Origin of the sequence: Klebsiella sp. LTGPAF-6F (genome assembly GCF_001753185.1) — a bacterium.
Lineage (GTDB): Bacteria > Pseudomonadota > Gammaproteobacteria > Enterobacterales > Enterobacteriaceae > Klebsiella > Klebsiella michiganensis.
The window spans coordinates 940,844-962,932 of sequence record NZ_CP017450.1; the positions used below are offsets into that span (position 1 = coordinate 940,844).

Below are 22,089 nucleotides of genomic sequence, written 5' to 3' on the forward strand. Positions count from 1 at the left end.
TATGGATAACAGCAATATGTTACTCCTCATTATTAAGTTGGCTTTAGGGTGCGATATCGCGCACCCGCCAGGGATGATAAAGATTCATTTGGGCAAAATAATTACGATGACTATTAAATTATGCATCCAATTGTTTTTCCGCCGGCGGTGAGTCTTCGACAGGAAGCGGAGGGTTTATGTTACCAGGACAAGGTAAGTTCGGCATTATTATCAGCAGAATACCGGTTATGCAGTCCGGCTTAAAAGCCATCGTTGGGGAGCATCTCCCTGATTATGAATTGAGTTTTTGTCGTTCTCAGGATGAGCTAACCCTGCTGCAGCTGCGTCGTGCAGTGTTAGTCATTGCTGACTTGTCCGGTGAAATAGAGCATCCAAGAAATATTTGCGAACATTACTACTCTTTAATGACTCAATACAGGGATATACACTGGGTCTTTATGGTAGGCAACGCCTGTTTTCCGTTAGCTGTTCAATTATTAATGCGTCCTGAAAGTACATTAATTTCGGACAGCGAGCCGGTAAAACGTCTCATTGAGGTTGTGCGCGCGGGTGGACTTGCCGCTGAACGAATTAGCCAGACGTTGTTCTCTCCTGAAGTAGAACGCATCGATGAAGAACCGCAAAAGCTGGTTATTCTGACTCTTTCTGAGCGTAAAGTGTTGAGACTTCTTGCAAAAGGATGGGGAATTAATCAAATTGCTGCTTTATTGAAGAAGAGCAATAAAACCATAAGTGCGCAGAAAAATAGTGCTATGCGCCGCTTATCTTTGCGTAGTAATGCAGAGATGTATGCCTGGATTAATAGTGCACAGGGAATGAAGGAGCTGAATATTTATTCAGCCTATGGAGATCAAACAGAATGGAAAAAGACCTCACAACAAGATATGTCGCTATCGTAGAGAAATGTGCGATGACAGAAGTGGCGCTTCGCCACATATTAATTAATGAAAGTGGTAAGAATTATCGTATTCAGTTCTTTAAAGATACGATGGCATTAAAACGGGAGTTTCAGGCGAGAGATTTTTCTGCGATTATTTTTTCACTTTCAGGTAACCGCAGATCCCGGCTTGAAAGCTTGCTCTTTCTCCATGAGATCGCGCGTTATTGTCCCGACACGCAAAGAATTATCTTAGCTAATGATGAAGCGGAAATGCGTTTGGTCAGCCATCTGACGCCTTCTCGCTTACACGGTATTTTGAATAAATCGGCCTGTCGGCTACAGCTGCAGGAGTGCTTGCTTCAGCTTCTCGAGCGTAGCTATCCGGCGAATGAGAGCTCGTTGAGCCAAAAGCAGAGTATCTATAGCCAACTTTTGAGCCCAACGGAACATACCATCCTGCGATATATGTCTTATGGCTACTCGTTGCCGGAAATAGCGACGCAGCTGGAACGCAATATCAAAACGATTCGGGCCCATAAGTTTAACGCCATGACCAAGCTCGGCGTCAGTTCTGATATGGGACTACTGAGCGCGGCAGACATTCTTATGCGCCTGTCGGCGAATAATGATGATGCCACGGTGATGCGCCTTGCTCAGTAGCCTCAGCGGTCTGTTAAAGACACACGTCAATCCACTTAGCATCAGTCAGCTGCGCCAACCGTTCAGGTGAAATACGAACGGCGCTATATATTGAACCTGCTGCTGGCAGCACTTCCGGGTACTGCCTCAGTGAGATATCGCAGTACACAGCCAGCGGAACTTCCAGGCCAAATGGGCAGACGCCGCCAATGGGGTGTCCCGTCAGCGTAATGACCTCATCGCTGCTTAGCATGCGGGCTTTGGCGCCAAAGGCTTCCTTTAGCTTTTTATTATCCAGGCGTGCATCGCCTTTCGCGACAACGAGAACAACCCTTTCTTTTATTTTTAAAGACAGGGTTTTGGCGATTTGCCCGGGTTCAACGTTATGCGCCGCTGCGGCTAACGCTACCGTGGCCGTGCTCTGAGTAAGTTCGATGATTTCGATATCGGGGGCGTGGTCAGTAAAAAACTGCCGCACGGACTGCAGACTCATTGGAATCTCCTGATTAAGGCTTGTTAAAAATCTGTCACAAGCTTCGCAAAGTGTAAATATCCATGGTAGAGAATCAAGATTCTTTTTAATTTCTGGATCTCCTTCACATTCACCGCAACCGGTTACTGTAACCGGTTGCGGTTATTCACGGAGACAGGAATACTGACAAGGTAACTTCCCTGCGTCACCTATAACAAAGAGCCGAAGATGAATCGAACCTGGTTGAGCAGTCGGGCCAGCAGGCTACCCGATTGGGTAACCCCCTCGCCGAAGCGGGTTCATCATAACGGCAAGATAATCGTTGTTGGGCCTGTTCATCTAGCCTGTCAGGAGGGCTGCTATGTCTGCTAACCATGCTGCATTTAATCTGATATTTCGCTTCGTAGAAAATTACATCAGCCCTGTCGCTGGACGCATCTCGTCTCAGCGCCACGTTATGGCAATCCGCGACGGTTTTATCTCCGCCATGCCGTTTATGATTGTCGGCTCTTTTCTGCTGGTATTTGCGTATCCGCCGTTTTCACCGGATACCACATGGGGATTTGCCCGCGCCTGGCTGGATCTGGCAAAAGAGTTTGAAGGGCGAATTCTGACGCCGTTCGATATGACGATGGGCATTATGTCGATCTATATTTGTGCCGCGATCGCCTATAACCTCGGCAAGCATTACGAAAAAACCAATCAGCTCGACCCCTTTATGTGCGCCATGCTGTCGATCATGGCCTTCCTGCTGGTGGCGGCGCCAAAAACGAACGGCAGCCTGCCGGTAGATAGCCTGGGAGGAACGGGCATATTTACGGCGATTCTGGTGGCGGTCTACTGCGTTGAAATGATGCGCTTCCTGAAGGCGCATAATATCGGTATTCGCCTGCCGGATCAGGTGCCGCCGATGATCAAAAACTCGTTTGATCTGTTGATCCCGGTACTGGTTGTCGTCCTGACGCTCTATCCCCTGAGCCTGCTTATTCAGCATCATTTTGATATGCTGATCCCTCAGGCGATTATGGCTATCTTTAAGCCGCTGGTTTCCGCAGCGGACTCCTTACCCGCAATTTTGTTGGCGGTTCTGGTGGGCCACCTGCTGTGGTTTGCGGGGATCCACGGTGCGGCCATTGTTTCCGGCATGCTGCAAATGTTCTGGCTCACTAACCTCGGCATGAACCAGCAGGCCCTGGCTCAGGGGGCTCCGCTGCCGCATATCTTTATGGAAGCGTTCTGGACATTCTTTATTGTGATTGGCGGTTCAGGGGCGACGATGGGGCTGGTATTCTGCTATCTGCGCAGCCGCTCCGCGCATCTGCGTTCGATTGGCCGTCTGAGCGTGGTGCCAAGCCTGTTTAACATCAACGAGCCGGTTATTTTTGGCACCCCTATCGTGATGAACCCGGTATTCTTTATTCCCTTCCTGCTGGCGCCGATGGTTAACGCCGTACTGGCCTGGGCGGCAATGAAGCTGGATCTTATCGGCCGGGTGATTTCGGTTGTACCGTGGACTGCTCCGGCGCCGATTGGCGGCGCGTGGGCGCTGGGGTGGGATTTCCGGGCGGCGATTCTGGTGGTCGTCCTGGCCTGCGTTTCGGCGATTATCTACTTCCCATTCTTCAAGGTGTACGAGAAACAGCTGCTCGCGCAGGAGGCCGAAGAGGCGCAGCGCATGGCGGAAGAGAGTCAGCAAACGGCATAAAAACAAACGGGCGGCTGAATAGCCGCCCGTTTGTTTTCACCATCGATTATTTCAGCGTACAGTCCCCGCACTGCTGTACGTCCGGCAGGCGATAGCGCTGGCAGCAGGTGCGGCGCACGAGCTGCCCTTCACGTAAAACCACCGTACGCCACAGCGGGTTATCCTCACCGCCTGATAGCTGTTTGTTGAAGAAGAAGAGCTGACGCAGCGCGGCCACTTTTTCATCTCCGACCAGGGTTCTCATTTCCCCGAGATACCAGTTAATCAAATAACCCGTATTGCTCCAGATAAGTTTGCCATTGATATCGCCAGTGGCTTCAAGCGCCTGCACCACGGGTTGCAAAGCGGTGGTGACCAGCTTTTCCATCCGGGACTGCGCGGATTCTGCCGGGGAAGTACCTGCTGAATGGATATCAATCCAGAAACAGGCGGCACGGCCTGTTTCATGAAACTCGACGCGAAAATGCTCCGGCGCCAGGCTAACGGCGCGTTCTTCACTCAACAGCGCCAGCATTAAAGGGGGCACCAATAAACCGATGTACCATTGTGCCCAGAGGGATAGCAGCGGTTTTTGCTCACGGGCTTGCCCGGGCTGGTTGCGATAAATATGGTCAGAATACGTCGCGATTAACGAACTCAGCGTCGCGGGCTGCGACCACTCAGCCAGGGTGAGGGCATGATGAGGGGCTTCTTCATTCAGACGGATAAAATCCAGCAAATGCGGACGTAACGCGGTAATTTTGTCCCGTATTGCGTTCGCCAGTTCACGCTCAGCCGAAGGGAGCGGAGCCCGCCAGATGATCTCATTGTTGAATGCGAGTGAACGGTAAGCCATCGGGTGCCAGATACAAATCTAAATGATAATGATTTCTGATACTAATGCCGCAGCACCGGCTTGGCAAGAGATTTGTCCGCGCGGCGACGCCTGCCGCGCGGTAAAGGCCTAGCTGGTGAGAATAATGTTACGTCCCATATTTTTGGCTTCGTAGAGCGCGTTGTCCGCCCGTTTCAGCGCGCTGTCGATATCCGCATCCATCAGCGGCGTCATGCCGATACTGATGGTCACGTTGGTCGCGACGCTTTCATTAAACATATGCGGGATTTTCAGATCGTAGACCCGCTGGCGGATGCGCTCTGCGGCCTGAAGAGCGTTTTCCGCACTGCTGCTGGTCAACAGCACCATAAACTCCTCGCCGCCAAAGCGGGCAACGATGTCACGCGAGCGCACGGCGTTACGAATGGCGGCGGAGACCTGAATCAAAGCCTGGTCGCCCATCATATGCCCGTAGTGGTCGTTGTAGGCTTTGAAATGATCAATGTCCAGCAGCAGAACGTAATGCCCGGCGCCGTCGAGAGAAAGAATGGTGTCCAGCCGGTTTTGTAAGCCCCGGCGATTATACAAACCGGTAAGCGGATCCAACATACTGAGATCGTTAAGGGTATTGCGTTCCTTCAGCAGCTTATCCATGAGCCCCTGCGTGAATACATCGCTGCGTTTCTGAATAAGGCTTTGCAGGGTGATACCGGCAATAGGCAACAGAAAGCACCAGGACATGCGCAGCCATTGTTCTCCTCCGCCAAGAATCAGGCAGATAAGGTATGTGGGTAAAGAGTGCAAAGTAAAGCCAATGATATTGCTGGAAAAAGCAATGGTGCCAATAAATAACACGCTTAATAAGGCGATCACCAGGTAGTTAAAATGCGGCGGCCCCATCACCATTGCTTTTAGCGCAACGTGCCACGCCCAAAGCAGGCCAAATAGCAGAGAAATAACCGGAATATTTATTTTGTGCTGAGAGAATTTACAGTGCCATAGCAGCAGGACCGTGCTACAGGCAACTATCAGAAAACAGGGTAATGTAAAAGTGATGATGGTAAAGAGCGGGCTGACAAGGGATAAGACGGATGAAACTAAATTAAGCAGTAAAAATAGCCGTAAGGAATACTGATATTTCTGTTCGTAATGGGAGCGCCAGGATTGTGCAGTCATGTCGGAGTTGTCATTATTAATCGTTAAAATTCAATGTGATGTTAGTTTGAAGTGAATAATAAAAAACAGTGCGCAAAATAAGGTTTTTACGAAATAATCAGATAATTTAATATATTATTTTTTTGCCGCTTAATTTATCACCTTCATGAATGTATGTCATTACCACAAACGTAAAGAATAAGGACGCGCTATTTTCCTGGGATGACAAATGATAAAAATTATCATATGATATTGGTTATCATTATCGTTGTGAGAGGCGAAAACATGTTGCAGCGAACTTTAGGGAGTGGGTGGGGCGTGTTGATCCCTGGCGTACTGATTGCCGTCCTCGGGTTTGCCGATTTGTCGGTAGATGCCTGGCGCGGATTGGTGACGCTGGGAATGCTCATGTCAGCGGTAATGATTTGGCACCGTCAGCTAAGGCACTTTGTTCTGCTGCCATCATGCGTGGCGCTGGTCAGTGGGATGATGCTGGTAATAATGAATTTGAAGCTGATGGGATAAAACGGAAGGGTAAGAATATTGGTGCGAGGGGGGGGACTTGAACCCCCACGTCCGTAAGGACACTAACACCTGAAGCTAGCGCGTCTACCAATTCCGCCACCTTCGCACAGTATTCTTAATTTTTGATATCGCCTCGTTGGTGCGAGGGGGGGGACTTGAACCCCCACGTCCGTAAGAACACTAACACCTGAAGCTAGCGCGTCTACCAATTCCGCCACCTTCACCCAGTGCGAGCAATATCAACGTGGATTATGGTGCGAGGGGGGGGACTTGAACCCCCACGTCCGTAAGGACACTAACACCTGAAGCTAGCGCGTCTACCAATTCCGCCACCTTCGCATACCATCGACACTATGAAAGTATCGTTACCACGGAGGCGCATTCTAGTGGTTTTCAGCTATTCGTCAATAGTTAATTGTATCAGTTGGATTGATTGTTGCAAAAATGGACGGTCAGAGAGGAAAAACATCGGCGACCAGCGTCTGCTGGCGCCGAAAAAACGCAGGATTATTTCTTCGCCTGACGGGTCATCACCGTCCGGTAGACCTTAAAGCGGCCCGTTTGGGCAATCACTTCATGGAAGCCGAAGATCTCATCCAGCACGTTCGGATAGGGCAGGAAGGCGTTAGCGACGATGCGCAGCTCGCCGCCGCTGTTCAAATGACGAACGGCGCCGCGAATCAGCGTTTGCGCGGCCTCCAGGCTGGTCTGTAGACCATCGTGGAAAGGCGGGTTGGAGATAATCATGTCGAAGCGGCCGTTCACTTCAGAGAACACGTTGCTGGCGAACACTTCCCCTTCGATGCCGTTAGCGGCCAGCGTGGCGCGACTGGCTTCAACTGCCGGGGCGCTGACGTCGCACAACGAGAGGCGGACTTTAGGCGAGTGGCTGGCCAGCACGGTTGCCAGCACGCCGGCGCCGCAGCCGACATCAAGCACTTTACCTTTGGTATGCGGCGTCAGCGTGGAAAGCAGCAGCTGGCTACCGACATCCAGGCCATCGCGGCTGAAGACGCCCGGCAGCGTTTTAATCGTCAGATTATCCAGCGAATACTCGCCCCAGTACTGTTCTGCATTGAACGCGGGCTGTTTTTCCAGACGACCGTGATACAGCCCACAGCGGCGCGCGCTGTCGACTTTGCTCAGCGGCGCATATTCCGCCAGCATCTGCTCGGCGCTGCGTACGCCGCTGCGGTTCTCGCCAACCACGAAAATATCAATACCGGTCGGCAGCAGCGAAAGCAGGTTCATCAGCTGAAACTGCGCTTCCGGTTTGTTCTTTGGCCAGTAGTAAATCAGCGTATCGCAATCGGCGACATCGCCGGCCTCTGCGACCAGGCTATAGCGGGCATTTTCGCCCATCTGGCGGCTCAGTACCTGCCAGTGGTGGAACTGCTGGGTATGGGCGCGGCTGGCGGCCGTGTCCAGACGTGCGGGCAGGTCATCCTGCAGGTCACCGGCAAACAGAACGCGGGCGGACTCGAAATCATCACTGTGGCGCAGCAAGACTTCACTTGCCGGGGTAAAAGCGGACATGAAACACTCCTTCATTAAGACTGGCGCCGATTATACACGTTATCTTTCGGCCTGCCTCTTTGTTGGCGGCGGGATGCGCTCCGACCGCCGCGTAGTTTGTTGGCGCAGATACGACGGATTTGCTATATTGCGCGCTTAATTAACAGGAGTGTTTCGCTATGACATCCCGACGAGACTGGCAATTACAGCAGCTGGGCATCACCCAGTGGTCGCTACGTCGTCCTGGGGCGTTACAGGGTGAAATCGCTATCTCGCTTCCTGGACATATTCGTCTGGTGATGGTGGCGGAAGAACCGCCATCGCTGACCGAACCGCTTATCAGCGATATTCTGCGCGCGCTGGCCCTGATGCCGGAGCAGGTGATGCAGCTGACGCCTGAACGCGTTGCGATGCTGCCTCAGGACGCACGCTGTAATAGCTGGCGGCTGGGCACCGACGCGCCGCTGCTGCTGGCGGGCGCACAGCTTTCCACGCCCGCTTTCGATGAACTTCAGACCAGCACGCCTGCTCGCATGGCGCTCTGGCAACAGATTTGCGCACATGAACACGATTTCTACCCTCAACCCGGCTGATTTGCCCCGCGCCTGGCAAATTGAAACGCGCGCCCACGCTTTTCCGTGGAGCGAACAGACGTTTGCCAGTAATCAGGGCGAGCGCTATCTGAATCTTCAACTGTCCGTGGACGGCGTGATGGCGGCCTTTGCCATTACGCAAATCGTGCTCGACGAAGCGACGCTGTTCAATATTGCCGTCGACCCCGCTTTTCAGCGTCGCGGTCTGGGCAGGGCGCTGCTGGAACGGGTGATTGATGAAGTTGAAAAACGCGGCGTCGTCACGCTGTGGCTGGAGGTGCGCGCGTCTAACGTCGCCGCCATCGCGCTCTATGAAAGCTTAGGCTTTAACGAGGCGACGATTCGCCGCAACTATTACCCCACGGTCGACGGACGTGAGGACGCCATCATAATGGCACTGCCAATCAGTATGTAAGACAAGGTGATACGATGAAGTGGGACTGGATTTTCTTTGATGCCGACGAAACGTTATTTACGTTTGACTCATTTAGCGGCCTACAGCGGATGTTTCTCGACTATAGCGTGACGTTCTCCGCAGAGGATTTTCAGGACTACCAGGCCGTGAATAAGCCGCTATGGGTGGATTATCAAAACGGCGCCATTACCTCTCTTCAGCTGCAGCATCAGCGCTTTGACGGTTGGGCGGAACGCCTGAACGTCCCTCCCGGCGAGCTGAACGCCGCGTTTATGAACGCGATGGCGGAGATCTGCTCGCCGCTGCCGGGAGCGGTATCGCTGCTTGATTCGCTGCAGGGGAAGGTAAAAATGGGCATCATCACCAACGGTTTTACCTCACTGCAGCAGACGCGTCTTGAACGTACCGGACTGCGCGATCACTTTGATTTGCTCATTATTTCCGAAGAGGTTGGGGTGGCTAAGCCGGATGCGCGTATTTTCGACTATGCGCTGGCGCAGGCGGGCAATCCCGATCGTTCGCGGGTGCTGATGGTTGGCGATACGGCGGAATCGGATATTCGCGGCGGCGTGAATGCCGGGCTGGCGACCTGCTGGTTCAACCCCCATCAGCGCGAACTGCCCGCGGACCTCCGCGCGGACTGGACGGTCACCTCTTTAAGCGAACTGGAGCAACTCCTGTGTAAACACTGATTGCCTCCCCCCCATTGATGGGTAAAATAGCCGCAATTTTTTCGTATTCAACATGCGCGGCGCGTTGCCGCGTTTACTAAGAAGATTGAATTATGACGTTGTCTCCTTATTTGCAGGAGGTGGCCAAGCGCCGCACTTTTGCCATTATTTCTCACCCGGATGCCGGTAAAACGACCATTACTGAAAAGGTGCTGTTATTCGGACAGGCTATTCAGACCGCCGGAACGGTGAAAGGTCGCGGCTCCAGCCAGCATGCGAAATCTGACTGGATGGAGATGGAAAAGCAGCGCGGTATCTCCATCACCACGTCCGTGATGCAGTTCCCGTATCACGACTGCCTGGTTAACCTGCTCGACACCCCGGGCCACGAAGACTTCTCCGAGGATACCTACCGTACCCTGACGGCGGTGGACTGCTGCCTGATGGTTATCGATGCCGCGAAAGGCGTCGAGGATCGTACCCGTAAGCTGATGGAAGTCACCCGTCTGCGCGATACGCCGATCCTGACGTTCATGAACAAACTCGACCGCGACATCCGCGATCCGATGGAGTTGCTGGATGAAGTGGAAAACGAGCTGAAAATCGGCTGCGCGCCGATCACCTGGCCGATTGGCTGCGGCAAACTGTTCAAGGGCGTTTACCATCTTTATAAAGATGAAACCTACCTGTATCAGACCGGTAAAGGCCACACCATCCAGGAAGTGCGCATCGTGAAGGGGCTGGATAACCCGGAGCTTGATGCCGCGGTGGGTGAAGACCTGGCGCAGCAGCTGCGCGATGAGCTGGAGCTGGTGCAGGGCGCGTCTAACGAATTCGATAAAGAGCTGTTCCTGGCGGGCGAAATTACGCCGGTATTCTTCGGCACCGCGCTGGGTAACTTTGGCGTCGATCATATGCTGGACGGTTTAGTGGAGTGGGCGCCCGCGCCGATGCCGCGCAAAACCGACACCCGCACCGTGGAGGCCGCGGAGGAGAAGTTCACCGGCTTCGTCTTTAAAATTCAGGCCAACATGGACCCGAAACACCGCGACCGCGTGGCCTTTATGCGCGTGGTTTCCGGTAAGTACGAGAAGGGTATGAAGATGCGCCAGGTGCGTATCGGCAAGGACGTGGTGATCTCCGACGCGCTGACCTTTATGGCCGGCGACCGTTCGCATGTGGAAGAGGCGTATCCGGGCGATATCCTGGGTCTGCATAACCACGGCACCATTCAGATTGGCGATACCTTCACCCAGGGTGAAATGATGAAGTTCACCGGTATCCCGAACTTCGCCCCGGAACTGTTCCGCCGCATTCGCCTGAAAGATCCGCTCAAGCAGAAACAGCTGCTGAAAGGGCTGGTTCAGCTCTCTGAAGAGGGAGCGGTGCAGGTGTTCCGTCCGATCGCCAATAACGATCTGATCGTTGGCGCGGTGGGTGTGCTGCAGTTTGATGTGGTTGTTGCTCGCCTGAAGAGCGAGTACAACGTTGAGGCGATTTACGAGTCCGTCAACGTCGCGACCGCACGCTGGGTGGAATGCAGCGACGCGAAGAAATTCGAAGAGTTTAAGCGTAAGAACGAAATTCAGCTGGCGCTGGATGGCGGCGATAACCTGACTTATATCGCCCCGACCATGGTTAACCTGAACCTGACGCAGGAACGTTACCCTGACGTCCAGTTCCGTAAAACCCGCGAGCACTAATCCTCTCCGGAGCGCGGTTTTCGCCGCGCTCCACGCCATTTTCCCCTCGGATTGCCCTTTCTGGAAAGTTCTTAATTCTTACCGTTTTGCGCGCTTTTTTACCCGTTAATGCCGCACTCTTCCGCGTATCTACTACATTTAATAAGTAATTTTTGGAATCCTGGCTTAATAGACTACTTATTTTGCTTTACCTGCTTAGATATAACGAGGAACAACGATGACAAAACTTAAGAGCGGCAAGACACTCCTGGCCCTCTTCCTGGGCTCAGCAATAATCAGCGCTTCGGCGTATGCGGAAAACTCGACCGCAGATAGCGCAAAATCTGCAGCAAGCAATGCCGGGCAAGCCGTCGATAATTCGATGAACAAAGTCGGGAATTTTATGGACGACAGCACCATCACCGCCAGGGTGAAAGCGGCGCTGATCGATCATAAAGATATTCGCAGCACCGATATCTCTGTGAAAACTGAAAACAAAGTCGTCACGTTAAGCGGTACGGTTGACAGTTCAGAGCAGCATAAGCAGGCGCTTAGCGTAGCGAAAGCGGTTGAAGGCGTGACCTCCGTTAACGACAAGCTTAGCGTACAGAACGAAAAATCTGCTTCGCTGAAGGGCTACGCCGGCGACACGGCGGTGACCAGCGAGATCAAAGCGAAATTACTGGCTGACGATATCGTTCCGTCGCGTAACGTGAAGGTGGAGACCACCGATGGCGTTGTACATTTATCCGGTACGGTAGAGTCCAGTAAGCAGTCGGAGCGGGCGGAAGGTATTGCGAAAGCCGTTTCCGGCGTCAAAAGCGTGAAGAATGACCTTAGCGTCAAATAAATCTATTCACTAAAAAAATTTATTCTGCGGTCTTTCCGCAGGATGTGTAGCACCACAGGGTTGTGTATGCGCGGCCTGAGTGCGCAGAAAATCGACCGTCATTAACTATGGTAAGGAGAGACGTATGTTTAGATGGGGCATTATTTTTCTGGTGATCGCGTTAATTGCCGCCGCTCTGGGCTTTGGTGGCCTGGCGGGTACCGCTGCCTGGGCTGCGAAAATTGTCTTCGTTGTCGGTATTATCCTGTTCCTGGTCAGCCTGTTCACCGGCCGTCGGCGTCCCTAGACGTTAACGCGTGAAATACCGTCTTACATAAAGCCAGTCAATGTGACTGGCTTTCTCAGTTTCAGGGCGTTAAAAATTGCGTTACCTTTGTTTTTATAATAAGCCAGACAGGAAAGCAGGGTGGGGCAGCGAATTCCCGTTACGTTGGGCAACATTACGCCGTTATCTGTTAAACCCTTCCAGCCGGGCAGGCTCGCACTGGTGTGCGAAGGCGGGGGGCAGAGAGGGATTTTTACCGCCGGGGTACTGGACGAATTTATGCGCGCGGGATTCAACCCGTTTGACATGATGTTCGGTACCTCTGCCGGGGCGCAAAATCTCTCGGCCTATCTGTGCAACCAGCCCGGCTATGCCCGCAAAGTGATCACCCGCTACACCACCGCCCGCGAGTTTTTCGACCCGATGCGTTTTGTGCGCGGCGGGAATCTTATCGATCTTGACTGGCTGGTCGACACCACCTCGAAAAAGATGCCGCTGGCGATGGCCTATGCTGAAGATTGTTTTGCTCAGGGAAAAGAGTTCTGGATGTGCGCCTGTCGCGGCGATGATTACACGCCAAACTACTTTTCCCCCACTCAGCAGACCTGGCTTGACCTGATTCGCGCCTCCAGCGCCATTCCCGGTTTTTACCGCAGCGGCGTGCTGCTGGATGGCGTGAGCTATCTTGACGGCGGCGTCAGCGATGCGATCCCCGTACAGGAAGCGGCCCGTCGAGGGGCGCAAACCATCGTGGTGATCCGCACCGTTCCGTCCCAGATGTACTACACGCCGCAGTGGTTTAAACGGATGGAGCGCTGGCTTGGCGAAAGTAGTCTGCAGCCGTTTGTGAATCTGGTGCAGCATCACGAAACCACCTATCGCTCCACGCAAGAGTTCATTGAAAAACCGCCGGGTAAGCTGAGAATTCTGGAAATTTATCCGCAGAAACCGTTGAAGAGTATGGCGTTAGGCAGCCGTCTTCCGGCGTTGCTGGAGGACTACAAGACCGGACGCCAGTGCGGGCGCTACTTTCTCGCTACCGTCGGTAAACTGCTGGCCGACAGACCGCCGCTGCTGCGCCATGCGCCGCGTATTGCGGTACCGAAAACGGTCGTTATTCCGCCAGCGCCGGTGGCCAATGAGATCCCTCAGGCGCCGGTCATCGCGGCGGTGCAGGCCAATGATGCCAGCTTTGAAAATGAGGACCTGGCGTGACCCTACGATTTATTGATACCCACTGCCATTTCGATTTTCCCCCTTTCACCGGCGACGAAAGCGCCAGCATTGCCCGGGCGGCGGAGGCTGGCGTGACGCAGATCGTGGTACCTGCGACAGAAGCGGTTAACTTCGCCCGCGTGTTAGCGCTGGCGGAGAAATATGATGCGCTCTACGCCGCCTTAGGCCTCCACCCGATAGCGATTGAACGGCATAGCGCAGAGAGTCTTGAACGGCTTGAAGCCTGCCTGGCGAAACGCGACGCTAAGCTGGTCGCGGTTGGGGAGATCGGTCTCGATCTCTATCGGGAAGATCCGCAGTTTGCACGTCAGGTTTCTGTATTTGAGGCGCAGATGCGGCTGGCGAAACGCTACGATTTGCCGGCGATCCTCCACTCCAGACGCACTCACGACAAGCTGGCGATGCTGCTGAAAAAGCACGCTTTACCGCGAACCGGCGTAGTGCACGGTTTTGCCGGTAGCCTTCAGCAGGCGGAGCGGTTTGTGCAGCTGGGCTACAAGATTGGCGTTGGCGGCACCATTACCTATCCGCGCGCCAGTAAGACCCGCGGTGTGATCGCGCAGCTGCCGCTTTCGGCGCTGCTGCTGGAGACCGATGCGCCGGATATGCCGTTGAACGGTTTCCAGGGGCAGCCGAACAGGCCGGAACGGGCGGCTCGCGTCTTCTCCACCTTATGTGAGCTACGCTCTGAGCCCGCGGAAGAGATAGCGAATACCCTGATTGATAATACAAATGCGCTTTTTGCGCTTCCGTAGCGCTTTGCTGAGTGACCTGTGTCTCATTCCTGCCTTTTTATCTCATTGTTTTGCTTAAAATGTGTGAGCTGAAATGAGCATGATGGTTTCATGCCGTTATAATCGCGGGGTTTTAAGGCTGAACTCTCAATACACAGGGACTCTGTATGCAAATTATCATGGGACTTATCGGCATGGTGGTGCTGTTAGCCATCGCTGTGCTCCTCTCCAGTAATCGAAAAGCCATCAACCTGCGTACCGTCCTCGGCGCCTGGATTATCCAGGTGGGGATCGGCGCGTTAATTCTCTACGTGCCGGCCGGGCGCACCGCGCTGCTGGCCATGTCGAACGGCGTTGCCAACGTGATTGCTTACGGCAATGAAGGGATCGGCTTTATCTTTGGCGGGCTGGTTTCCGACAAGATGTTTGAAGTCTTCGGCGGCGGCGGGTTTGTTTTTGCCCTGCGCGTCCTGCCGGTCATCGTCTTCTTCTCATCGCTGATCGCCGTGCTTTATTACCTCGGCATCATGCAGTTTGTTATCCGCATTCTCGGCGGGGCGCTGCGCGCGGTACTGAAAACCTCGCGCACGGAATCGCTCTCTGCCACGGCGAACATCTTCGTTGGCCAGACCGAAGCGCCGCTGGTGGTGCGTCCATATATCGCCACCATGACCCGTTCCGAGCTCTTCGCGGTGATGTGCGGGGGCCTGGCCTCGGTTGCGGGCTCCGTTCTGGCCGGTTACGCGCAGATGGGCGTACCGCTGGAATACCTGATTGCCGCTTCGTTTATGGCGGCGCCGGGCGGCCTGCTGTTCGCGAAGATTATCGTGCCGGAAACCGAGCAGCCCCGGGACAACCCGGCGATGGAAAAAAACGACGCCGATCCGCAGGCGCCGGCGAACGTGCTGGATGCCGCCGCGTCCGGCGCGGCTTCCGGGATGCAGCTGGCGCTTAACGTCGGGGCGATGCTGCTGGCGTTTATCGCGCTGATTGCCCTGGTTAACGGTATTCTCTCCGGCGTGGGCGGCTGGTTTAACCATCCGGATCTGTCGCTGCAAATGATCCTCGGCTGGGTCTTCTCGCCGCTGGCGTGGGTGATTGGCGTTCCGTGGAATGAGGCCACCGTTGCCGGCTCGTTTATCGGCCAGAAGCTGATTATCAACGAGTTTGTGGCCTACATGAATTTCGGTGAATACCTGAAAGCCGACGCCGAGGTCGCAGCCGCCGGTTTGCAGGTGATTTCAACCCACACCAAGGCCATCATCTCGTTTGCCCTGTGCGGTTTTGCCAATCTGTCATCCATTGCGATTCTGATTGGCGGACTGGGCGGCATGGCGCCTAATCGCCGCCAGGAAATTGCCCAGCTGGGCATGCGGGCCGTGGCGGCGGGGACGCTGTCTAATCTGATGAGCGCCACGATAGCAGGCGTCTTCCTCGCGCTATAGCGCCGTCGTTAATCACGACCCTACCCCGCGGCACCGCCGCCGCGGGGAACTCTCCTCTGCGTGTTAAAATCCTATCATTTAATAATTATCTGTTTATCAATCACTCATGATGCATCTGGCATTTTTTCGCACAAAATGTCCGCGCTGATATCGAGGTTTACCGCGTGGGTATGTTACAATAATAACATTGCCTCGATGCTGAGATTCCTGATTATGCTTAAAGAGAGTCTGGCCTTCGGGGGGCATGCACAGGGATTTATTATGTGATTCATATCACTCTACAGTAATGCAAATTAGTAATTAGTTTTCATTAACTGTGATGTATATCGAAGTGTAACGGAGAGGGGATGTTACAATAGTAACAGACTCGCAAGGTGAACCAACTTTAATACGGCAATACGCCGTCGGAGTATGAAATGACTGATTTAACGGCAAGCAGCCTGCGCGCGTTGAAACTGATGGACCTGACCACCCTGAACGATGACGACACCAATGAAAAAGTGATCGCGCTGTGCCACCAGGCCAAAACACCGGTAGGGAATACTGCCGCAGTATGCATCTACCCGCGCTTTATCCCGATCGCGCGTAAAACGCTGAACGAGCAGGGTACTCCGGATATCCGGATCGCGACGGTGACCAATTTCCCGCACGGTAACGATGATATTGCTATTGCGCTGGCGGAAACCCGCGCGGCGATAGCTTACGGCGCAGACGAAGTTGACGTCGTATTCCCTTACCGCGCGCTGATTGCCGGCAACGAACAGGTGGGTTTTGACCTGGTGAAAGCCTGTAAAGAAGCCTGCGCGGCGGCAAACGTGCTGCTGAAAGTGATTATCGAAACCGGTGAGCTGAAAGAAGAAGCGCTGATTCGTAAAGCATCTGAAATCGCCATCAAAGCCGGTGCCGATTTTATCAAAACGTCTACCGGTAAAGTTCCGGTCAATGCGACCCCGGAAAGCGCGCGCATCATGCTGGAAGTCATCCGCGATATGGGCGTTCAGCAGAGCGTCGGCTTCAAACCGGCGGGCGGCGTGCGTAGCGCAGAAGACGCGCAAAAGTTCCTCGCTATTGCCGATGAACTGTTCGGTGCCGATTGGGCCGACTCTCGTCACTACCGCTTTGGCGCTTCCAGCCTGCTGGCAAGCCTGCTGAAAGCGCTGGGTCACGGCGATGGTAAGAGCGCCAGCAGCTACTAATACGTAATTTGCCTGACCTCAAGGCCGGATGCTGTCCGGCCTGTGGTTGGTCTTTGACTCTTTCCTCGGGAGGTTATCTTGTTTCTCGCACAAGAAATTATTCGTAAAAAACGTGATGGTCATGCGCTGAGCGATGAAGAGATTCGTTTTTTCATCAACGGCATCCGCGACAACACCATCTCAGAAGGGCAGATCGCCGCGCTGGCGATGACCATTTTTTTCCACGATATGTCTATGCCGGAACGCGTTTCGCTGACCATGGCGATGCGGGATTCAGGGACCGTTCTCGACTGGAAGAGTCTTAATCTCAATGGCCCGATCGTCGATAAACACTCTACCGGCGGCGTAGGCGATGTGACCTCGCTGATGCTGGGGCCGATGGTCGCGGCCTGCGGCGGCTATGTCCCGATGATCTCGGGGCGCGGTCTCGGGCACACCGGCGGTACGCTCGACAAGCTGGAAGCGATTCCTGGGTTCGATATTTTCCCGGACGATAGCCGCTTCCGTGAAATCATTAAAGATGTCGGCGTCGCGATTATCGGGCAGACCAGCTCTCTGGCGCCGGCGGACAAACGTTTTTACGCCACGCGCGATATCACCGCAACGGTGGACTCTATCCCGCTGATCACCGCCTCCATTCTCGCCAAGAAGCTGGCGGAAGGCCTGGACGCGCTGGTGATGGATGTCAAAGTCGGCAGCGGCGCCTTTATGCCTACTTATGAGCTTTCCGCCGCGCTGGCCGAAGCGATCGTCGGGGTATCCAACGGCGCCGGCGTGCGGACGACCGCGCTGTTAACCGATATGAACCAGGTGCTGGCTTCCAGCGCCGGTAATGCGGTGGAAGTGCGTGAAGCCGTGCAGTTCCTCACCGGCGAGTACCGCAATCCGCGGCTGCTTGAGGTGACGATGGCGCTGTGCGTCGAGATGCTGATTTCCGGCAAGCTGGCGCAGAATGACGCCGACGCGCGGGCGAAGCTACAGGCGGTGCTGGATAACGGTAAAGCCGCAGAAGTCTTCGGCCGGATGGTGGCGGCGCAAAAAGGGCCGAACGACTTCGTGGAAAACTACGATAAGTATCTGCCGGCCGCGATGCTGAGCAAAGCCGTCTATGCCGAAGGCGAAGGGTTTGTCGCCGAAATGGACACCCGCGCGCTGGGCATGGCGGTGGTATCAATGGGCGGCGGTCGCCGTCAGGCATCGGATCTGATTGATTACAGCGTCGGTTTCACCGACGTGGTTCGCCTCGGCGCGCGTATCGACGCGCAGCAGCCGCTGGCGGTTATCCATGCTAAAGATGAAAACAGCTGGCAGGAAGCGGCCAAAGCCGTGAAAGCGGCCATTAAACTTGACGATAAAGCGCCTGAAATGACGCCGACGGTCTATCGTCGTATCACCGAATAGTTATATACTGATCTGATCGCTTTTTTGCAGCGCAAAAGGTACGGAGAATAATATGAAACGTGCATTTATTATGGTGCTGGACTCATTCGGCATCGGTGCGACTGAAGACGCCGATCGCTTTGGCGACGTCGGTTCAGACACCATGGGCCATATTGCAGAAGCCTGTGCCAAAGGCGAGGCTGACAACGGCCGCAAAGGCCCTCTCAATCTACCGAATCTGACCCGTCTGGGGCTGGTTAAAGCCCATGAGGGTTCTACCGGTAAAATTGCCGCCGGTATGGACGGCAGCGCGGACGTTATCGGCGCCTACGCATGGGCGCATGAGCTCTCTTCCGGTAAAGACACCCCGTCAGGCCACTGGGAAATCGCCGGCGTGCCGGTTCTGTTTGACTGGGGCTACTTCCCCGAGCATGAAAACAGCTTCCCGCAGGAACTTCTGGATAAACTGGTTAAGCGCGCCAACCTGCCGGGCTACCTCGGCAACTGCCACTCTTCCGGTACCGTTATCCTCGACCAGCTGGGCGAAGAGCATATGAAAACCGGCAAGCCGATTTTCTATACCTCCGCTGACTCGGTATTCCAGATTGCCTGCCATGAAGAGACCTTTGGTCTCGATAAGCTGTACGAGCTGTGTGAAATCGCGCGTGAAGAGCTGACCGAAGGCGGCTACAACATCGGTCGCGTTATCGCGCGTCCGTTTATCGGCGACAAAGCCGGCAACTTCCAGCGCACCGGTAACCGCCACGATTTGGCCGTTGAGCCGCCGGCGCCGACGGTGCTGCAGAAGCTGGTCGACGAGAAAAAGGGCCAGGTTGTATCGGTGGGTAAAATCGCCGATATCTACGCCAACTGCGGTATCACCAAAAAGGTGAAGGCGACCGGCCTGGATGCGCTGTTTGACGCGACCATCAAAGAGATGAAAGAAGCGGGAGACGAGACCATCGTCTTCACCAACTTCGTGGACTTCGACTCTTCCTGGGGCCACCGCCGCGACGTTGCAGGCTATGCCGCAGGGCTGGAGCTGTTCGATCGCCGTCTGCCGGAGCTGATGGAACTGGTCGGGGAAGATGACATTCTGATCCTGACCGCCGACCACGGCTGCGACCCGACCTGGACCGGTACCGACCATACCCGCGAGCACATTCCGGTGCTGATCTATGGCCCGAAAGTGAAGCCGGGTTCGCTGGGTCACCGCGAAACCTTCGCCGATATCGGCCAGACCCTGGCAACGTACTTCGGTACGTCTCCGATGGAATACGGCAAAAACATGCTGTGATTATTTGCCCGGTGAGCCTCGCTCGCCGGGCCTTTTTTGTCGACCTGATTAGGCATAGCCGCCATCAGGTAAAACATTCAGAAGGATTTAACGATGGCTACTCCACACATTAACGCAGAAATGGGCGATTTCGCTGACGTTGTGCTGATGCCTGGCGACCCGCTGCGCGCGAAGCACATTGCAGAAACGTTCCTTGAAGATGTCCGCGAAGTGAATAACGTGCGCGGTATGCTGGGCTTCACCGGTACCTACAAAGGCCGCAAAATTTCCGTTATGGGTCACGGCATGGGGATCCCATCCTGCTCCATTTACGCAAAAGAGCTGATCACCGACTTCGGCGTCAAAAAAATCATTCGCGTCGGCTCCTGCGGCGCGGTGCGTATGGACGTTAAGCTGCGCGACGTGGTTATCGGCATGGGTGCCTGCACCGACTCTAAAGTTAACCGTATGCGTTTTAAGGACCACGACTTTGCGGCGATTGCCGACTTTGGCATGGTGCGTAACGCGGTTGACGCGGCAAAAGCGCTGGGCGTTGACGCTCGCGTGGGCAACATTTTCTCCGCTGACCTGTTCTATGCGCCGGACGGCGGCGAAATGTTCGACGTGATGGAAAAATACGGCATCCTGGGCGTGGAAATGGAAGCGGCCGGCATCTACGGCGTCGCGGCGGAATTTGGTGCGAAAGCGCTGACCATCTGCACGGTCTCCGACCACATCCGTACCCACGAGCAGACCAGCTCCGCTGAACGTCAGACGACCTTCAACGACATGATTAAAATCGCGCTGGAATCCGTTCTGCTGGGCGATAAAGAGTAATCATCTCTTCCGCCCTCTCCCTATGGGAGAGGGCCGGGGTGACCGCACGTTAGCGTACCGCGCCGGCAATCCATGCCGAGAGCTCCCGCAGCGCTTTCTCCTGCTCCGGGAAATCCACGAGTAATGCATCGCACTCCTGCTGCAGCATATCCGCGCGGTAGAGGCATCCCTGTAGCCTGGCGGCCAGCGCTTCCAGCGGCGCCGGGTTGAGGCTATCGGTAAAAATCTGCGTGCGCGTGATATGGCCTTTTTCGACGTCGAAATGGAGCTCTACGCCGCCCCAGGTAAAACGTTCATCCAGCAGATGGCTGAAGGCCGGAGCCTGGCCAAAGTTCCACTCCCAGCTGCTCTGGCGGGCAAAGGTCGCGGCAAAATTCGGCAGGTCCGGCATTTTCTCCGGAGAGATCACTTCGGCCTCCACGCGCTCGCCGTAATGGGCGAAGAACGCCTCCTGAATCGCCTCGCAAACCTGCTGATGGGTAATGCCCGGCAGCAGCTCGACCAGATTGGCTACCCGTCCGCGCACGGAGGTAATGCCTTTGGCCTGCAGCTTCTTCTTATCGGGATTGAGGTAGTTGGCCAGGCGGCTTAAATCGGCGTTCAGCAGCAGCGTACCGTGGTGAAAGCCGCGATCCATCGTTTCGCGATAGGCGGAACCGGAGACCTTGCGGTCGCCTTCGGCGGTTTTGACCACCAGATCGTTGCGGCCCGAGGCTTCCGCCGCTACGCCCAGCGCATTCAGCGCCGTCAACACGATATTTGTGGAAACGGTTTTATCGTACTCCGGTTTGCCGGCCATAAAGGTAAAGCAGGTATTGCCCAGATCGTGGAATACCGCGCCGCCGCCGCTGCTGCGACGGGCCAGGCGCACGTTATCTTCTTCCATACGTCGGGTGTTGCACTCTTTCCACGGGTTCTGCGCGCGGCCAATGACCACCGTATCGGCATTGCGCCAGAGAAACAGCACCCGTTGAGTCGCGGGCATCTGGCGAAAAATAGACTCCTCAACCGCCAGATTGAACCAGGGGTCGTAAGAGTCGGAGAGCAGCAGGCGCAGCGTGGACATGGCGATTTCCTTATTCTGATTCATCTTTATCTTCATCCTGCACCGGCTTATTGGCGGTGAGCAGGAAAGGCGATTGCTGCCAGCGGGTACGTTTACCCTGCAGCAGGGTGCGCGTCAGGACGACGCCGATGGCCAGAGATAGCAGCAGCATCAGACGCAGGATATTGGTGGTATTATCGACCTGCTGCGCTTCGGTGGCCAGGGTATGGGTATCCAGCGTCAGGCGCAGGTAGCCGAGCGGGCCGTTTTTACCCTGAACAGGTTCGACGATTTGCTGGTTGAAGTAGCCGCCGGCTTTTTTACCGTCCAGCGCCAGCCGATCGCGTACCTCGACGCTTTCGCCGGAACGCGCCACCAGGTCGCCCTGTTCGTCATATACGCCGGCGTCGAGGATCCGGCTTTTATGGGTAAGCTGATCCAGCAGCTGGCTAATCCGCTTTTCGTCGGGCGTTTCGCTACACATCAGCGGCGCCAGGTTGAGCGTGACCTGCTGGGCGAGCGTGCGGGCCAGCTCTTCCAGCTGCGGATTGCGCTGCTTCTGGCTGTTCTGGCTGAACCATGAGGCCCCCTGCATCAGGGCGACGAGGAGCGCGAGACAGATCAGAACAATCACCGCGCGATGCAGCCGGAATTTAAGTTTTGCGCGTACCATATTCCACCTTTGAAAATTTGCAGCTTAATGTTGCCAGAAGCGCTGGTTACAAGGTAGCCTCATGCGTTATTTTCCTCGCCTGAATG

General features: G+C 54.9%; 23 protein-coding genes and 3 tRNA genes. 17 read left to right on the forward strand and 9 right to left on the reverse strand.

Features of this window, described 5'->3' with window-relative positions:
- The first annotated feature begins 176 nt into the window (after positions 1-176).
- Positions 177-899: a helix-turn-helix transcriptional regulator gene (locus BJF97_RS04490; protein WP_014227819.1), complete on the forward strand. Its 723-nt coding sequence runs from the start codon at positions 177-179 to the stop codon at positions 897-899.
- Positions 860-1,540 (forward strand): DNA-binding transcriptional activator BglJ, encoded by a 681-nt coding sequence (bglJ, locus tag BJF97_RS04495; RefSeq protein WP_032692987.1) that lies wholly within the window; start codon positions 860-862, stop codon positions 1,538-1,540. The genes BJF97_RS04490 and bglJ overlap by 40 nt, the downstream gene beginning before the upstream one ends.
- 13 nt (positions 1,541-1,553) lie before the next feature.
- Here the strand turns inward: bglJ and BJF97_RS04500 are convergent, their stop codons facing one another.
- The gene (locus BJF97_RS04500) at positions 1,554-2,012 is read right to left on the reverse strand and encodes a YbaK/EbsC family protein (protein WP_014227821.1); all 459 of its coding nucleotides are present in this window, start codon (positions 2,010-2,012) and stop codon (positions 1,554-1,556) included.
- Between the two features lie 340 nt (positions 2,013-2,352).
- Between BJF97_RS04500 and BJF97_RS04505 the strand changes: the two genes are divergently transcribed.
- The gene (locus BJF97_RS04505) at positions 2,353-3,696 is read left to right on the forward strand and encodes a PTS sugar transporter subunit IIC (RefSeq protein WP_014227822.1); all 1,344 of its coding nucleotides are present in this window, start codon (positions 2,353-2,355) and stop codon (positions 3,694-3,696) included.
- Positions 3,697-3,742: 46 nt separating this feature from the next.
- Here BJF97_RS04505 and fhuF read toward each other — a convergent pair whose 3' ends face one another.
- Complete coding sequence (gene fhuF / locus BJF97_RS04510; RefSeq protein ID WP_014227823.1) at positions 3,743-4,531, reverse strand: siderophore-iron reductase FhuF; 789 nt, start codon at positions 4,529-4,531, stop codon at positions 3,743-3,745.
- Between the two features lie 108 nt (positions 4,532-4,639).
- Entirely contained in the window at positions 4,640-5,686 is a 1,047-nt protein-coding gene (locus BJF97_RS04515; RefSeq protein WP_032692986.1) for a GGDEF domain-containing protein, read from the reverse strand.
- Between the two features lie 264 nt (positions 5,687-5,950).
- On the opposite strand from BJF97_RS04515, the gene BJF97_RS04520 reads away from it, so the two are divergent.
- Complete coding sequence (locus BJF97_RS04520) at positions 5,951-6,190, forward strand: DUF1435 domain-containing protein (RefSeq protein WP_014227825.1); 240 nt, start codon at positions 5,951-5,953, stop codon at positions 6,188-6,190.
- Positions 6,191-6,209: 19 nt separating this feature from the next.
- Here BJF97_RS04520 and BJF97_RS04525 read toward each other — a convergent pair.
- The 4 genes from BJF97_RS04525 to rsmC all read right to left on the reverse strand — a co-directional run bounded on the left by BJF97_RS04525 (position 6,210) and on the right by rsmC (position 7,726).
- Positions 6,210-6,296 (reverse strand) — tRNA-Leu (locus BJF97_RS04525).
- 31 nt (positions 6,297-6,327) lie between these two features.
- A tRNA-Leu gene (locus BJF97_RS04530) sits at positions 6,328-6,414 on the reverse strand.
- Positions 6,415-6,442: 28 nt separating this feature from the next.
- A tRNA-Leu gene (locus BJF97_RS04535) sits at positions 6,443-6,529 on the reverse strand.
- Positions 6,530-6,697: 168 nt separating this feature from the next.
- A complete protein-coding gene (gene rsmC, locus BJF97_RS04540; protein ID WP_014227826.1) occupies positions 6,698-7,726 on the reverse strand; it encodes a 16S rRNA (guanine(1207)-N(2))-methyltransferase RsmC in 1,029 nt (342 codons plus the stop codon).
- A gap of 158 nt (positions 7,727-7,884) precedes the next feature.
- Between rsmC and BJF97_RS04545 the strand changes: the two genes are divergently transcribed.
- The 13 genes from BJF97_RS04545 (at position 7,885) to deoD (ending at position 20,285) form a co-directional block, all read left to right on the forward strand.
- A complete protein-coding gene (locus BJF97_RS04545; protein ID WP_014837349.1) occupies positions 7,885-8,298 on the forward strand; it encodes a DNA polymerase III subunit psi in 414 nt (137 codons plus the stop codon).
- Positions 8,267-8,713 carry a ribosomal protein S18-alanine N-acetyltransferase gene (gene rimI / locus BJF97_RS04550; protein ID WP_004098383.1) on the forward strand — a complete coding sequence of 149 codons (447 nt, stop codon included), beginning with the start codon at positions 8,267-8,269 and terminating at the stop codon, positions 8,711-8,713. Before BJF97_RS04545 ends, rimI begins: the two co-directional genes overlap by 32 nt.
- Positions 8,714-8,727: 14 nt before the next feature.
- Complete coding sequence (gene yjjG / locus BJF97_RS04555) at positions 8,728-9,405, forward strand: pyrimidine 5'-nucleotidase (RefSeq protein WP_004098385.1); 678 nt, start codon at positions 8,728-8,730, stop codon at positions 9,403-9,405.
- A 92-nt stretch (positions 9,406-9,497) separates the two neighbouring features.
- Positions 9,498-11,087: a peptide chain release factor 3 gene (prfC, locus tag BJF97_RS04560; protein ID WP_004098388.1), complete on the forward strand. Its 1,590-nt coding sequence runs from the start codon at positions 9,498-9,500 to the stop codon at positions 11,085-11,087.
- A gap of 217 nt (positions 11,088-11,304) precedes the next feature.
- Positions 11,305-11,916 carry a molecular chaperone OsmY gene (gene osmY, locus BJF97_RS04565; protein ID WP_014227828.1) on the forward strand — a complete coding sequence of 204 codons (612 nt, stop codon included), beginning with the start codon at positions 11,305-11,307 and terminating at the stop codon, positions 11,914-11,916.
- Between the two features lie 124 nt (positions 11,917-12,040).
- On the forward strand, positions 12,041-12,202 hold the full coding sequence (locus tag BJF97_RS04570) for a DUF1328 domain-containing protein (protein WP_003856556.1): 162 nt from the start codon (positions 12,041-12,043) through the stop codon (positions 12,200-12,202).
- Positions 12,203-12,322: 120 nt separating this feature from the next.
- The gene (locus tag BJF97_RS04575; RefSeq protein ID WP_004128693.1) at positions 12,323-13,396 is read left to right on the forward strand and encodes a patatin-like phospholipase family protein; all 1,074 of its coding nucleotides are present in this window, start codon (positions 12,323-12,325) and stop codon (positions 13,394-13,396) included.
- Complete coding sequence (locus BJF97_RS04580) at positions 13,393-14,172, forward strand: metal-dependent hydrolase (RefSeq protein WP_014227829.1); 780 nt, start codon at positions 13,393-13,395, stop codon at positions 14,170-14,172. Before BJF97_RS04575 ends, BJF97_RS04580 begins: the two co-directional genes overlap by 4 nt.
- Before the next feature lie 146 nt (positions 14,173-14,318).
- A complete protein-coding gene (locus BJF97_RS04585) occupies positions 14,319-15,596 on the forward strand; it encodes a NupC/NupG family nucleoside CNT transporter (RefSeq protein WP_004098395.1) in 1,278 nt (425 codons plus the stop codon).
- A gap of 416 nt (positions 15,597-16,012) precedes the next feature.
- Positions 16,013-16,792, forward strand: a complete 780-nt coding sequence (deoC, locus tag BJF97_RS04590) for a deoxyribose-phosphate aldolase (protein WP_014837351.1) — start codon at positions 16,013-16,015, stop codon at positions 16,790-16,792.
- A 78-nt stretch (positions 16,793-16,870) separates the two neighbouring features.
- A complete protein-coding gene (deoA, locus tag BJF97_RS04595; protein WP_014227832.1) occupies positions 16,871-18,193 on the forward strand; it encodes a thymidine phosphorylase in 1,323 nt (440 codons plus the stop codon).
- A gap of 52 nt (positions 18,194-18,245) precedes the next feature.
- A complete protein-coding gene (deoB, locus tag BJF97_RS04600) occupies positions 18,246-19,469 on the forward strand; it encodes a phosphopentomutase (protein ID WP_014837353.1) in 1,224 nt (407 codons plus the stop codon).
- A 93-nt stretch (positions 19,470-19,562) separates the two neighbouring features.
- Positions 19,563-20,285 (forward strand): purine-nucleoside phosphorylase, encoded by a 723-nt coding sequence (gene deoD / locus BJF97_RS04605; RefSeq protein ID WP_004098401.1) that lies wholly within the window; start codon positions 19,563-19,565, stop codon positions 20,283-20,285.
- Between the two features lie 49 nt (positions 20,286-20,334).
- Here deoD and lplA read toward each other — a convergent pair whose 3' ends face one another.
- Positions 20,335-21,351, reverse strand: a complete 1,017-nt coding sequence (lplA, locus tag BJF97_RS04610) for a lipoate--protein ligase LplA (RefSeq protein ID WP_014227834.1) — start codon at positions 21,349-21,351, stop codon at positions 20,335-20,337.
- A gap of 10 nt (positions 21,352-21,361) precedes the next feature.
- Entirely contained in the window at positions 21,362-22,003 is a 642-nt protein-coding gene (locus BJF97_RS04615) for a YtjB family periplasmic protein (protein WP_032692985.1), read from the reverse strand.
- Between the last annotated feature and the right edge of the window lie 86 nt (positions 22,004-22,089).